Raw genomic sequence first — 14479 nt, 5'->3', positions numbered from 1 at the left:
TGAGTATAATTTACATGGTTGACTATTAAAATATTTTCTTGTGAATTAGGTATAATGCATTTATTACAAAACTTAATTTTACATTCAATCTTAACACTCGGACCATTAGTGTGATATTTAGAGTTTTGCATGAAAATCCGCCTAAAACTGCGTTCGGAGATCTGCGTCATCCGCGTACCAATACAGCTCAATTTTCAAAATAACACTCACCTTCATTAGCCCACCACAAAATAAATTCTAATTTTAACCCAATTAAAACTGAGTGCTTTTTTAAATCAATTTCAATCAAGCAGCAGACAACAACACTATGACATTAACAGCTTTAGATTACGGAATAATCATTTTCATTTTTCTTGCAGTAATTGCGATTGGAGTTGTGGTGTCCAAAAAATCAGGAAAAAACAGTACCGAGTTCTTTTTGTCTGGCAGAAATATGCCTTGGTGGTTGCTCGGTTTTTCTATGGTGGCCACAACCTTTTCTACAGATACGCCAAATTTGGTAACAGATATTGTGAGAAATGATGGAGTTTCTGGAAACTGGGTTTGGTGGGCTTTCTTAATTACGGGGTTACTTACCGTTTTCGTTTATGCGAAATTATGGAGAAGATCTAATGTAGAAACAGACATGGAATTTTATGAATTGCGCTACGGCGGTGCTCCAGCAAAATTCTTACGTGGTTTTAGATCAATTTATTTGGGATTAGCTTTCAACGTATTAGCAATGGCAGCAGTAACGCTTGCAGCCATTAAAATTGGGCAAGTTATGCTCGGACTTTCTTCTTATGAGGTGGTCGGAATCGCAGGAACAATTACCGTTTTATTTAGCGCAATAGGAGGATTTAGAGGAGTAATTTATTCCGATTTCCTTTTGTTTTTTGTGGCAATGGCAGGTTCTATTGGAGCGGCTTATTACTTGGTGAATCTGCCAGAGGTTGGAGGTTTAACAGAATTAATTACTCACGAAAATGTTAAAAATAAAATCGATTTAGTGCCGAATTGGAGCGATAAAGAAAAATTCATAAGTATTCTTATTATTCCATTAGCAGTTCAATGGTGGAGCTCTTGGTTTCCCGGTGCTGAGCCTGGTGGAGGTGGATATATCGCACAAAGAATGTTGGCGGCTAAAGATGAAAATCATGCCGTTGGAGCTACCTTCTTTTTTAACGTAATGCATTATGCGTTGCGTCCGTGGCCATGGATTATCGTTGCATTGGCTTCACTCGTTATTTTCCCAGACATTGCAAGTATTCAAGCGGCCTTTCCAAATGTAGAAGAAAGTAAATTGGGTCAAGATTTAGCGTATTCTGCAATGCTAACAATGCTTCCTGCTGGACTTCTAGGATTGGTTTTGGCTTCGTTGGGCGCTGCTTATATGTCAACAATTTCTACACATTTGAATTGGGGTTCTTCATACATTGTAAATGATTTCTATAGTCAACACATCAATAAAAATGCTTCTGAAAAAGAATTGGTTAGGGTAGGTCGTGGTTCTACTATTTTGTTGTTTATAATTAGTGCAATTCTTGCTTTATTATTGAACAATGCCTTGCAGCTTTTCGACATCATTATCATGTTTGGAGCAGGAACAGGATTGGTATTTATTTTGCGTTGGTTTTGGTCGAGAATAAATGCTTGGAGCGAAATTACAGCGATGTTTGTTTCTGGAATCATCTCGATTTTACTCAATTTTACCTCTCTAGGAGTTTACTTATTTGGTGGAAATTTAACAGATGGAACTTTCCAAGAAGGTGTTTTTGAATCTTGGCTTCAATATCCATTTGTGGTTCTTTTTACAACAATTTGTTGGCTCATCGCCACTTTCATCACTCCAAAAGAAGACAAGAAAGTATTGTACAATTTCTATCAGAAAACACAACCCGGAGGACCAGGCTGGAAAAAAATTATTGACCAAGCTAAAAGTGAAAATATTGAACTTATCACAAGCAAAGAAGAGTGGTCTGTTCCAACAGGAATTCTTGCAGTAATGGCAGGAACTATATTGGTTTATGGAAGTCTATTCACCACAGGAAAAGTAATTTACGGTGAATACGGAAACGCAGCGATATTTTTATCAATTACGGTAGTTGCAGGAATTATTTTACTGTATTTATGGCGAAAAATGAAGGGGAAAGCTTTTTAATAGTCATTAGCGAAAGATCAGCAAAAATTCAACTTATTTGCCAGTAGCATTTAATAAGTATTAATTCCGCAATCAAAGCACTGTAATAAAAAGCACTGTAAATCAACAAAGGAAATATTCCTTGGTATACCAACATTATGTCCTTCAATCAAGCAATTCGGTTGCGGAATTAAGTATTACTAAATCAATATCCTAACTCTCTTCTTACTCTGTACAAAGTTTGTCGCGCTACTTTTCTTGCTTTATCTGCTCCAGCACTCAAAATACTATCTACTTCATCTTTGTTTTCCATGAAATAATTGAATTTCTCACGTTCAACTTTAAATTTCTCGATGATTAGTTCAAAAAGTGCTTGTTTTGCATGACCATATCCAAAGTTTCCAGCACGATATTTATCTCCCAAAGCTTGAATTTGCTCTTGACTACCTAAGAGCTTGTAGATTGCATAAACATTACACGTTTCAGGGTCTTTTGGATCTTCCATTGGCGTGCTGTCTGTTTCAATTTTCATCACTTGCTTTCTCAATGCTTTTTCTGGCAAAAAGATATTAATGAAATTATTTCTCGACTTACTCATTTTTCCACCATCAGTTCCAGGAATCAATTTCGATTCTTCATCAATAACGCCTTCAGGAATAACTAGAACGTCTTTTCCAACGCTCGTATTTAGTTTTTGAGCAACATCTCTTGTCATCTCTATGTGCTGCAATTGATCTTTTCCTACAGGAACTTCATTTGCATCGTACAATAAAATATCTGCCGCCATCAACATTGGATAATTAAATAATCCAGCATTAATATCGCTTGTTCTTCCTGCTTTGTCTTTGAAAGAATGTGCAAGTGTTAATCTTTGATATTGAAAATGACACATTAAATACCACGTCAGTTCAGTTGTTTCTGGCACATCACTTTGACGGTAAAAAACTGTTTTCTCTGGGTTCAGTCCCAGTGCAAGCCAAGCTGCAGCAACTCCGTAAGTATTGTTGCTTAATGTTTCTCCATCTTTAATTGATGTCAATGAATGTAAATCCGCAATAAACAAGAATGATTCATTATCGCTATTGTTTGCCATATTGATTGCTGGCAAAATTGCTCCTAATAAATTTCCTAAATGAGGAACCCCGGTACTTTGTACCCCTGTTAAAACACGTGTCATAATAAAACTGATTTTTGTGTGTAAAAAATAGTTACCCACAAAAATAATCTTTTGTTGAAGACCTAAGCAAATTATTTATATTTGGTGGGTATTAAAAACAAGATGAAGTACATTCAAGGAATATTTTACTATGCATGGAAGCTATATATCGGGGTGGTGTTTGGGTTAACCCTACTCCTATTCTACCCTCCTTTGTTACTTGTACTTTCATTTAAAAACCTACATCACCTTAGCTTTAAAATTAACGTTGCTTGGTCGAGATGCGTTAGAATAATGTGTTTCTATGCGGTCGAACACAACAGAAGACCACCAAAAAGTGATAATCCATACATTATTGTTGCTAATCACACTTCGTATTTAGACATATTCATTTTGTACAGTGTTTTACCACAGCAAAAATTCATATTTATGGGAAAGAGTGAAATTTTAAAATATCCTTTGGTTAAAACATTCTTCAAGAAATTAAATATTCCTGTTGACAGAAGCAGCAGCATTCGCTCAGCGAAAGCATTTATTCAAGCCAAAAAAGCTTTAAAAAATGGCTGGAGCATCGTAATATTTCCTGAAGGAGGAATTCCAAATTGTGCTCCCCAATTGGCACCTTTTAAAGACGGCGCTTTTCAATTGGCAAAATCAAGCTCATGCGCCATACTTCCCATAACCTTCATTAATCACTTCAAACTCTTTTCTGACCCCGATAATTTTTGTAATCCAGCAATGCCAGGTTTGGCAAAAATTCAATTCCATGAAATGATTGAAGCCGAGGAAATACAATCAGAAGAAGTCAATACAATCAAAGAAAGAACATATCAAGTGATTGATTCTTATTTACCGCAAAAAAATGACTAATTTTGCATTTATAATTTTGAATCAAAATGGAAATTAAAGACGAATTAATCGATCACATTGCTCATTTGGCGAGACTTTCTTTCACAGGGGAAGATAAAGTTGCCATAAAAAATGATATGGATAACATCATTGATTTCATGGGTAAACTCAATGAAATTGACACTGATAATGTGGAGCCGCTTGTTTTTATGTCTGAAGGTGTGAATGTTTTGCGTGAAGATGTGCCACAACAAACTATTACGCATGAAGAAGCTTTGAGAAATGCTCCTAAAAAAGATTCTGATTACTTTAGAATTCCAAAAGTTTTGGACAAAACCTTAGATGAATGAAAATATTAAGTCTCTTACTACTTCTTACTTTATTTGTTTCTTGCAGCAATAATCAACCGCTTTGTGATTGCGTTGAAGCAGGAGAAGATGTGAATAAAATTTCAGCTTCATTCTTTAATCGTGCGCCTACACAAGCTGGGGAAGATAGTTTGAATAGCGCTAAAGCAAAATACGATAGCCTTTGCGCACCTTTTCAAGAGATGTCTCCCGCAGAATTGCACAAAAGAGCAGCAGAGTGTCAATCCTTAGAGATTAATCCAGATTTGTAAAACTCCCCTTTTCACATTTTATCGAATATTCCAATGAAAATCTTTAAAAAAACAGGTTTAGCGTTCTTATTATTGCTGCTTTTTTGGATTTTAGTTTTCGATTTTCAAAGAATACTCTTCTCTATTCACAACCTCCCAAAACTTTCAGATTCCTCCTTTTGGGAGTGGATTCAAGTGTTTTTCCATTCGATAAGATTAGATATTTCTATGGGAGCTTATTTAAGCGCCATTCCGCTTATTTTTATCCTGAGTTATATTGTATTTCAAAAGAAGTTTCTTTTTATCATTTTCAAAGTTGTTGTAATCACTGAGCTGATTCTAGTTTCTATGATTCATGCAGGCGAAATTAATGCATACGGAGAATGGAATCATAAACTTACTTCACGGGTTTTTATGCATTTAGGAAATCCGGACGAAGTTTTTAGAACTGCAGATTACAGCATGACTTTCTGGTTTGTCTTCTACCTGATTTTAGAAGTTGTCTTTGGTTGGAAAATCATGAAATGGCTTCTGAAAAAAGAGAAGTTTACTGTAAAACAAAGTCCATTATGGGCGAAAATCGTGCTTTTCCTTCCAACATTACCCATTTTATTGGGTGTTTATTTCGTTTTTGCACGTGGAGGAGTTCAGCAGATTCCCATTAATATTGATGCAGCCTATTTCTCAAAAAAATACATTGTTAACGACATTTCGGTGAATTCACCTTACTTTTTTGGAAAAAGCTTTTTGCTCTTCAAACGTTCTAATATTGGCGAATACTTGAGTGATTACGATGATGAAAAAATTGAAGTTCTTCTTAATGATTTCTTGACTTATGAAAAAGAGCATGACATTTATATTTTAGAAAACACTTCGCCTAATCTAGTTTTTGTTATTCTAGAAAGCTGGACATCAACAATCAGCAATCCTTTTACGGGAAAACCCGGAGCGACTCCAGAATTTGACAAACTTTCGAAAGAAGGAGTTTTGTTTACCAATTTATACTCTACGGGAAGCACTTCAGAAATTGGAAATTCTAGTATTTTTTCAGGTTATCCAGCCTTACCAGAAATTTCAATTTCTATGCAGCCTTTTAAGCACAGAAAGTTAAAATCGCTCAACCAAAGTCTTAAACCAAGAGGATATACTGCCGGATACTTATTTAGTGGAGATTTAAAATACGGAAATATCGACAGTTATTTCACAGATCATGGTTTTGAAAGAATTCAAGATGAATCTGATTTTCCTTCAGGATTAAAAAAGGGAAAACTGAATTATTATGATGAGGATTTATTCAAAATGTTCTTAGAAAAAGTAAATCAGCAAGAAGAACCGTTTATTGAATGTGCATTCACCGGAAGCACGCATTCGCCTTATGACTTTCCTGGTCACAACAAGCCTAAATGGGAAGGTGCAGAAAAGAATTTTATGAATTCTGTGATATATGCAGATCAATGTCTCGCTGACTTTATCGAAGATGCTAAAAAACAAGATTGGCACGAAAACACCTTATTTGTGATTGTTGCAGATCATGGTCATGCTTCTCCTTATGTTACCAACCCAAACGATTCAGAATTTTACAGAATTCCTTTGCTTTTATATGGCCCGGCCTTAAAAGATTCAGCCCGAGGAATGGTAATTGACAAAGTAGGTTCGCAAGCAGATATTGCAGCAACTTTAATGTATCAAATGAAAGTAGACACCGGAAATGATTATCCTTGGAGTAAAGATTTATTGAATCCGAATGTTCCCGAATTTGCTTTACATACGACAACGAGAGGTTTTGGTTGGGTAACTCCAAAAGGTCAGTTTACTTTTCACTTGGATTATCAAAAATATATCGTGAATACCTTTGATGCTGATGTTTTGAGTAAGGAGAGGGAAAGGTGTAATGCTTTGATGCAATTGTTGTATGAGGAGTATGAAGCGCTTTGATTCAATTACGAATTAGGAATCTTACAATTACGAATTTTTAGATTTGGACTTCGTTTTAGTGATTTTTTGATAGAAGGAAGGGAACAGAATCTCCGTTAGATGCGTTGCCTTCGACAGGCTTAGTCAAGGGGTTAAGCTTCTTTGAATGAGTTTGTCTAAGGCAATGAAATTAGAAAAGTCAATGAAATCGAAGACAAAGATTCAAAAGATGAAAATCTAATTTATTAACAGTTAAAGTAATTTGAAATCTACAATTCGTAATTATTTTGGTGGATTCGCTTGAAATGCAATTTTAGGATCAACCAATCTTTGTTCTCCTTTAATATCCCGCAAAGCCTCAGAAACACTTGGGAAGAAATTGTCCTCTCCTAAGGTCTTAAACATGTCAGTTTTCTTAAATTGATCTCTCACCGGCCCTTTCAAACAGGTAATTATCATTCGAATATCGCTTTGCTTATACTTTTCTGCCAATTCCTTTAGAGTATCTAAGGATGTTGTGTCGATAGAATCTATGGAATTCGCATCAATAATTACATATTTTAGATTCTCCTTTTTGGATTCGTAGGCATTGAGTTTTTTTACAAAATGCGGTACATTGGCAAATGTTAATGCAGCATCAAATCTGAATATTAAAATTTCATCTTCTACATCAGTTTCAGAATAGCGGGCTACGTTTCTAAAAGTATCTAAAGAGCCTCTTACTAGGCCAACTTCGGCAGTGTGTGGAAATGAAATAGCATAAACTAGAGACATAATTGAGAATATTACACCCGTTATGATTCCCTCCTGAACACCAATCAAGAAAGTAACTAATGTGGTTACCGCAAACATTAAAAAGTCTCTTTTATCTATTTTCCAAAGGTTTTTATAATATTTAAAATCCATTAACCCTATGATAGCAACTATAATAATTGCTGCCAAGGCCGCATTAGGAAGAAAGTAGAAAAATGGTGTTAAAAATAAAAGCGTTAGAATAATTAAAGCAACGGTAAACACAGTTGAAACATTCGTTTTTGTTCCTCCTTGTTTATTTACTGCGGAACGAGAAAAACTTGATGAAGTTGGATACGCTAAAAAGAATGAACCTATAAATTTAGATAAACCCAATGCAATTAATTCCTGATTTGGTCTCAAATTACCTTGGTCTTTCTTATCCTCTAATGACACACCGATGGCATATACTTCCACAAAAGAAATAAATGCAATTGTTATACTTGCTGGCAAGAGCAATTTCACTAACTCCCAATCGAAATACGGCATAGAAAAACTTGGTAATCCTTCAGGAATTGTTCCAAGAATTGACACTCCAGAATCGTCTGTATTAAAGAAGTAAATAATGAACAATGTGATTAGCATTACAATCAATTGATTTGGAATTTTCTTACTAAATCGCTTCATGTAAAACAAATAGGCAATGGACAAACCAGAAATTAGAACCGTGTAAAAACTAAGGGACGAAACGTTAGAAACCAGCGCTGTCAGAGTGTCAATCGAACCATGTGCGTCTATTTTAATTCCTGTTGCACTTTTCAGCTGACTCAAGAAAATGGTTAATGCCGCACCAAAAATAAAGCCCTTCAACACCGGCTTAGAGATAAAATTCACAATTTTCCCCAGTTGAAAAACTCCCATTAAAAATTGAATGAGGCCAGAAAGTAAAGCGATGACTAAAACCGCATTCAAAAACTCATCAGGGTCAGTAATTCCGGCATGATTTAATCCAGAATAGGCCAGCAAAGAGGTTAAAGCTGCCGGTCCGATGGCAGCATAAATAGAAGTTCCAAGTAGCATATAAACAATCAAAGGCACAATAGAAGCATAAAGACCATAAACCGGTGGAATTTCCGCCAGATAGGCATAAGCCATCCCTTGAGGAATCAGCATTACACCAACAGTTAAACCCCCAATTAGATCTTGAGTAAATGTTTTACCGTTGTAAGTCTTAAGTTGCTGAAAGAATGGAAATTTAAATTGCATTTATGCCTTGTGTTGTTGGATTATAATGATAAATCTACAATTTACAAAGATAGAAAGTATTCCACATAATTTATGTAATAAATATTACTTAAATAAAATAGGAGTTCGTCGGGAGCTATTTCCCTTTTTGCGAGCAAAAAAAAGGGTGAAAGGTATAACCATAAATAAAATAGCCCACTGAAAGGTTTAAAGTTCAAAAATGAGGGAGAAAAATAATGGCCCTCTGCGCCATTATTTTTCTCCCTCATTTTTGAAACTATATTAAAAGTAACTTTGTAAGCTTGCCCTAGTAGGGCAAGCTTGCAAAGTACCAACCTTTTTAAACACAAGCCACATGAGGAACATGATAGGCGTTTACACTATGCATGCATGCCCTGGTAGGGCAAGACACAGTACCAACCTTTTTAAACACAAGCCACATGAGGAACATGGTAGGCGTTTACACTATGCATGCATGCCCTGGTAGGGCAAGACACAGTACCAACCTTTTTAAACAAACACCACAAGAAAGACAGGTTAGGCATGCAAAGAATGCAAGCTTTTTTCCACGCACCCACACTGGGTAAAAACCAAAAAGAGGCTTTTCTTGCGAAAAACCTCTTTTTTAATATTGTATTTTAACGAAATGTGAATTCAAAATTAACTCCATTCAGGGCTAAAGCCGTTCCTCATTCATACTTATTCCTAACCATTCAACGCTTCAGCACCACCAACGATTTCTAGGATTTCGTTTGTGATGGCGGCTTGACGCGCTTTATTGTATTGTAACTTGAGATCGCGTTGTAACTCGCTAGCATTATCTGTTGCTTTGTGCATTGCCGTCATTCTCGCTCCATGCTCTGATGCATTTGAATCTAAAACAGCTTTAAACAATTGCAGCTTTAATGACTTAGGAATCAAATCTCCAATGATTTCCAATTTCGATGGTTCAAAAATGTAGTCTCCAATTTCACTCCCATTGTCCTCTACAGAAGAAGGAATGATTGGCAACAATTGTTGGTCACGAACGATTTGTACAGCAGCATTCTTAAATTCATTGTACACCACAATAACTTGATCATACTTTCCTTCGATAAAGGAATCCATCGCATATTGTGCATAATCAGAAACGTGATCAAACGTAAGATCATCAAAAATTGCAGTAGCATCACTTAACTTTTCTGGACGATTAATGATCCCAGCATTTCTGAAAGAATCATTTACCTTTTTACCAATAGCAAGTAATTCAACATTCTTTCCTTTCAAGTCATTCGCCAAAAGCTCATTTACTTTTTTGGTAATGTTATTGTTGAAACCACCACAAAGCCCCCTGTTAGATGAAACCCCAATGATGAGCACATTCTTAACTTCTCTTTGTTCTGCGTATCTATTTTCAGAAAGATCAAGCGTAGCACTTACGTTTCCAAGAATTTCTTGGATTTTATCTGCATAAGGGCGCAACTGTGTAATTGCATCCAATGCTCTCTTCAATTTCGCAGCAGAAACCAACTTCATGGCTTGTGTGATCTGCATCGTTGAAGAGATAGAAGTAATACGATTTTTTATTTCCTTTAAATTCGCCATTCCTTTAAATTCAATTCACTTTCTGTAAAGAAAGATTAATATTTTGAAGCAATTTCTTTAGCTACTTTAGTTAAAGTATTTGTAATTTCTTCAGTTAATTTACCTGCTTTAAGTTGGTTCATTAGATCCTTATGCTTAGCATCTAAGAAATCCAAATATTCAATTTCGAAAGCTTTAACTTTTTCAACTGGAACATTCTGGATTAAACCTTTAGATCCAACGTAGATAATCGCAACTTGTCTTTCAACAGTGAAGGGATCTCCCTCGTTTTGTTTAAGAATCTCAACGTTACGAACTCCTTTATCAAGTACATTTTTAGTTGCCGCATCAAGGTCAGAACCAAATTTAGAGAAAGCCTCTAACTCACGGTATTGTGCTTGGTCTAGCTTCAATGTTCCAGAAACTTTCTTCATTGATTTAATTTGCGCTGAACCTCCAACACGTGATACAGAGATACCTACGTTAATTGCTGGACGAATACCTGCGTTGAACAAATCTGACTCTAAGAAAATTTGACCATCTGTAATCGAAATTACGTTTGTTGGGATGTATGCAGAAACGTCACCTGCCTGCGTTTCGATAATTGGAAGCGCAGTTAAAGAACCACCACCTTTTACTTTCCCTTTCAATGATTCTGGTAAATCATTCATTTGAGAAGCAATACTATCATCGTTAATCACCTTTGCAGCACGCTCTAACAATCTTGAGTGAAGGTAAAATACATCACCAGGGTAGGCCTCACGTCCTGGAGGACGACGTAACAATAATGAAACCTCACGGTATGCTACGGCTTGTTTAGATAAATCATCAAAAACGATTAATCCTGGACGACCCGTATCACGGAAATACTCTCCAATGGCTGCTCCCGTAAATGGTGCAAAATATTGCATTGGTGCAGGGTCCGAAGCGTTAGATGCCACAACAGTTGTATACGCCATTGCACCAGCCTCTTCTAATTTCTTAACAATACCTGCAACAGTTGATCCTTTTTGACCAATAGCTACATATATACAGTACACAGGTTTTCCTGCGTCATAAAATTCTTTTTGATTGATAATTGCGTCAATTGCAACAGTAGTTTTCCCTGTTTGACGATCACCAATAATCAACTCACGTTGTCCACGACCAATTGGAATCATTGAGTCAATAGACTTAATTCCAGTTTGCATTGGTTCTGTAACCGGCTCACGGAAAATTACTCCAGGCGCTTTACGTTCAATTGGCATTTCGAACAATTCACCTTCAATTTTACCTTTACCGTCGATAGGTTGACCAAGTGTATTAACAACACGACCAACGATACCTTCACCTACTTGTACAGAGGCAATTTTACCTAAACGTTTAACCGTATCTCCCTCTTTAACTTGAGTTGAAGCACCTAAAAGTACAGCTCCTACGTTATCTTCCTCTAAGTTTAGGGCAATTCCTTGAAGTCCACCGTCGAACTCAATAAGCTCTCCGTATTGAACACCACCTAATCCGTAAATACGTGCGATACCATCTCCTACTGTAAGAACGGTACCAACTTCTTGAAGTTCAGCTTCAGTTTTAAATCCTGATAACTCTTCTCTTAATATTGCAGAAACCTCTGCTGGTTTTATATTTGCCATATTTTTAAACTTTATATTAACGACAGGCGTTAAATTATCGTATTAAACGTTGTTTCATTTCATTCAATTGATGTGCAATACTCGCATCAACACGCGTATCTCCCATCCTTACTACAAATCCTCCAATAAGTGATTCGTCAACTTTCTCTGTTAGTTCAATTGAACCCTTAATGCTTTTGTTCAACCTTTCAAGTATTGTATCTTTAACCTTGGCGTCTAACTTTACAGCAGACGTGATCGTCATTGGTACAATTCCGCGAATAACATTCAACTTAGCAATAAACTCTTCTGCTATTATAGGCAAAATCATTTCTCGCTTATTCTTTGTTAACAAATGAATAAACTTTTTGCTAATTTCCTGAAAACCTCCGAATAACTTGTTGAAAACATCATTCTTTTTGTCCGCATTAATTAACGGACTATTCAAAAACACGTGGAAGTCTCTGTTGTCATTTGTAGTCGCTAACAAAAACTCCATATCTTTCAACACAGCATCTGTTACCTGCTTTTCATCTGCCAACTCGATAAGAGACTGTGCATAACGACTTGCTACCTTCAATCCTTCCATTGTTCTTAGTTTAAGTTGATGTCTTTAGCAAAACTCTCTGCCAATTGCTTTTGCTTCTCATCAGTAGAAAGTTCTTGACGAAGAATTTTTTCAGCAATTTCTAAACCGATTGTTGCCACTTGATTTTTCAATTCAGCAACTGCGGCATTTTTCTCAGCTTCAAGAGATATTCTTGCGTTTTCTACAATTCTATCCGCTTCAATTTGTGCCTTCTTTTTTGCTGCATCAATCATACCATCACTAGTCACCTTAGCCTCTTTGATCATCTCATCACGTTCGATTCTTGCTTCTTTCAACAAGTTGGCATTTTGTGTTTGCAACTTCTCCATCTCAGCTTTGGTCTTTTTCGCCATGTCCAAGGCCTCCTGTATGTTTTCCTCACGATTGTTTACAGCTGCCATAATTGGCTTCCAAATAAACTTCGTTAAAATGAACATGAGGATGATGAAGGTCAAACCTGTCCAAAATACTAATCCTAAATCTGGTGTAATTAAATCCATTTCTTAATAATTTCTCTTTAAAATAATCTTTTTAAATAATCTCCGCACAACCAACCGTTGCGCGGAGATTAAGCTTCTTAATTCTATCCTTGAAGCAAACCAACAACAACACCAAACAATGCAACACCTTCAATAAGGGCAGCAGAGATGATCATTCCAGTTTGAATCTTAGATGCAGCTTCGGGTTGGCGAGCCATTGCGTCCATTGCTGAACTTCCAATTTTACCAATTCCCATCCCTGCACCTAGTACAGCGATTCCAGCTCCTATAGCAGCTAATCCAGTCATAACTATTTGTTTTTATAAAGATTACTAATTAATTAATGTTCTTCAGCTACCGCTCCTCCAATGAAGAGTGCCGACAACATTGTAAAAATGAAGGCTTGTAAAAAAGCAACCAACAATTTCAACACCAATAAGAATAATGACATTGGAATTGAAAGACCTGCCCACGCCGCACTTCCGAACGTGAAAATAATTCCTGTTAAAGATAATATAATAATGTGTCCTGCAGTAATGTTAGCAAACAAACGTACCATCAATGCGAATGGCTTAGCGAATATCCCAACAATCTCTACCGGAATCATAATTGGTAATAACCAAAAAGGAACTCCTGGTGTTGCAAAAATGTGACCCCAGTAATGTTTGTTTCCTGAAAACACTGTTACCAACATTGTAATTGCAGCCAAGGTTAAAGTAAAACTAATATCTCCAGTTAAGTTAGCTCCACCTGGAAAAATTGGAATTAAACCTAACATGTTGTTGATCCAAATAAAAAAGAATGCTGTCAAAAGGTAAGGCATGTATTTTTTATACTTCGCCTCTCCGATATTTTCTTTGGCGATGTCATCTCGAACAAAAACTACAATCGGCTCAACGAATCTTGCTATTCCTCTTGGCGGGTGTAAACCATCATTCTTATATGACTTTACAGCAGCTTTTAACAGGATGAACAACAAAATTGAAGAGAAAATTAATGTAAAAACATGCTTAGTAATTGAAAAATCATAAGGCTTAGCGTTAGTTGGATATCCTTCTGCGTTGAAGTCTAATTGTCCGCTATCGTTAAGCTTGTAAATCGTCTCATGAAAAATACCATATCCTAACTCAGGATTTGCGTAATAATGATCCTTATTGCCTTCCGGCGTTACAATTTCGATTGGTGCATCTTCATGATAAAATCTTTTCGAAGAAAAAACCTTAACCCCACCATCTATTAAGATTATTGGTAAAGGAACAGAAACGTGCTGCTTAACACCGTTCTCATTAGGGTAGGATAAAATGTGCCACTCATGCGCATCTTTAATGTGATGCATTATCATTCCTGTAACATCTACTGGCTCACCCTCTGCAGATGAACTTGAAAAAACTGGCGTTGACAGTAGCAGTACTACCATCCAAACAAATGCTTTAAGCGTCGTATTCAACATTATAATCACTTTGAAAATGAATCGTTCTGTTCAAATTTGGGTGCAAAGGTATATATTCTTTTCCAAAAGTCAATACTTTTTTTATTGTTTCAGTTTTTTTTTGGGTGATGATTGTTGAAATGGGCGGTTTTTATGGGCGATTTGCAAAACGCCCCTACAAAACGCCCAAATATAT

13 protein-coding genes are annotated in these 14479 nt (G+C 36.3%); 5 read left to right on the top strand and 8 right to left on the bottom strand.

Annotation, left to right across the window (positions count from 1 at the left end):
- The first annotated feature begins 307 nt into the window (after positions 1-307).
- Positions 308-2140, top strand: coding sequence for a sodium:solute symporter family protein (locus tag DIT68_RS07860; RefSeq protein ID WP_109359251.1), 1833 nt, complete (start codon positions 308-310; stop codon positions 2138-2140).
- Positions 2141-2324: 184 nt separating this feature from the next.
- Here the strand turns inward: DIT68_RS07860 and trpS are convergent, their stop codons facing one another.
- Complete coding sequence (gene trpS / locus DIT68_RS07855; RefSeq protein ID WP_109359250.1) at positions 2325-3296, bottom strand: tryptophan--tRNA ligase; 972 nt, start codon at positions 3294-3296, stop codon at positions 2325-2327.
- 102 nt (positions 3297-3398) lie between these two features.
- Here trpS and DIT68_RS07850 point away from each other — a divergent pair, with 102 nt between their 5' ends.
- The 4 genes from DIT68_RS07850 to DIT68_RS07835 are packed head-to-tail and all read left to right on the top strand — an operon-like array spanning position 3399 to position 6657.
- Positions 3399-4145 (top strand): lysophospholipid acyltransferase family protein, encoded by a 747-nt coding sequence (locus DIT68_RS07850; protein ID WP_109359249.1) that lies wholly within the window; start codon positions 3399-3401, stop codon positions 4143-4145.
- Between the two features lie 26 nt (positions 4146-4171).
- On the top strand, positions 4172-4474 hold the full coding sequence (gene gatC / locus DIT68_RS07845) for an Asp-tRNA(Asn)/Glu-tRNA(Gln) amidotransferase subunit GatC (RefSeq protein WP_109359248.1): 303 nt from the start codon (positions 4172-4174) through the stop codon (positions 4472-4474).
- On the top strand, positions 4471-4743 hold the full coding sequence (locus DIT68_RS07840; protein WP_109359247.1) for a hypothetical protein: 273 nt from the start codon (positions 4471-4473) through the stop codon (positions 4741-4743). Before gatC ends, DIT68_RS07840 begins: the two co-directional genes overlap by 4 nt.
- 33 nt (positions 4744-4776) lie before the next feature.
- Positions 4777-6657 carry an LTA synthase family protein gene (locus DIT68_RS07835; protein ID WP_109359246.1) on the top strand — a complete coding sequence of 627 codons (1881 nt, stop codon included), beginning with the start codon at positions 4777-4779 and terminating at the stop codon, positions 6655-6657.
- A gap of 261 nt (positions 6658-6918) precedes the next feature.
- Here DIT68_RS07835 and DIT68_RS07830 read toward each other — a convergent pair whose 3' ends face one another.
- The 7 genes from DIT68_RS07830 to atpB form a co-directional block, all read right to left on the bottom strand.
- On the bottom strand, positions 6919-8634 hold the full coding sequence (locus DIT68_RS07830) for a SulP family inorganic anion transporter (RefSeq protein WP_109359245.1): 1716 nt from the start codon (positions 8632-8634) through the stop codon (positions 6919-6921).
- Between the two features lie 684 nt (positions 8635-9318).
- Positions 9319-10197 carry an ATP synthase F1 subunit gamma gene (gene atpG / locus DIT68_RS07825; RefSeq protein WP_109359244.1) on the bottom strand — a complete coding sequence of 293 codons (879 nt, stop codon included), beginning with the start codon at positions 10195-10197 and terminating at the stop codon, positions 9319-9321.
- A gap of 35 nt (positions 10198-10232) precedes the next feature.
- The gene (atpA, locus tag DIT68_RS07820; protein ID WP_109359243.1) at positions 10233-11807 is read right to left on the bottom strand and encodes a F0F1 ATP synthase subunit alpha; all 1575 of its coding nucleotides are present in this window, start codon (positions 11805-11807) and stop codon (positions 10233-10235) included.
- 34 nt (positions 11808-11841) lie between these two features.
- The gene (gene atpH / locus DIT68_RS07815) at positions 11842-12375 is read right to left on the bottom strand and encodes an ATP synthase F1 subunit delta (RefSeq protein ID WP_109359242.1); all 534 of its coding nucleotides are present in this window, start codon (positions 12373-12375) and stop codon (positions 11842-11844) included.
- 5 nt (positions 12376-12380) lie between these two features.
- A complete protein-coding gene (locus tag DIT68_RS07810) occupies positions 12381-12875 on the bottom strand; it encodes a F0F1 ATP synthase subunit B (protein WP_109359241.1) in 495 nt (164 codons plus the stop codon).
- A gap of 83 nt (positions 12876-12958) precedes the next feature.
- Positions 12959-13162 (bottom strand): ATP synthase F0 subunit C, encoded by a 204-nt coding sequence (gene atpE, locus DIT68_RS07805; protein ID WP_109359240.1) that lies wholly within the window; start codon positions 13160-13162, stop codon positions 12959-12961.
- A gap of 32 nt (positions 13163-13194) precedes the next feature.
- The gene (gene atpB / locus DIT68_RS07800) at positions 13195-14304 is read right to left on the bottom strand and encodes a F0F1 ATP synthase subunit A (RefSeq protein ID WP_109359239.1); all 1110 of its coding nucleotides are present in this window, start codon (positions 14302-14304) and stop codon (positions 13195-13197) included.
- Positions 14305-14479: the final 175 nt, after the last annotated feature.

The sequence above is a fragment of the Brumimicrobium oceani genome (assembly GCF_003143775.1).
Lineage (GTDB): Bacteria > Bacteroidota > Bacteroidia > Flavobacteriales_D > Crocinitomicaceae > Brumimicrobium > Brumimicrobium oceani.
The sequence above is the reverse complement of the archived record's forward strand: the minus strand, read 5'-3'. Positions and strand labels throughout refer to the sequence as shown.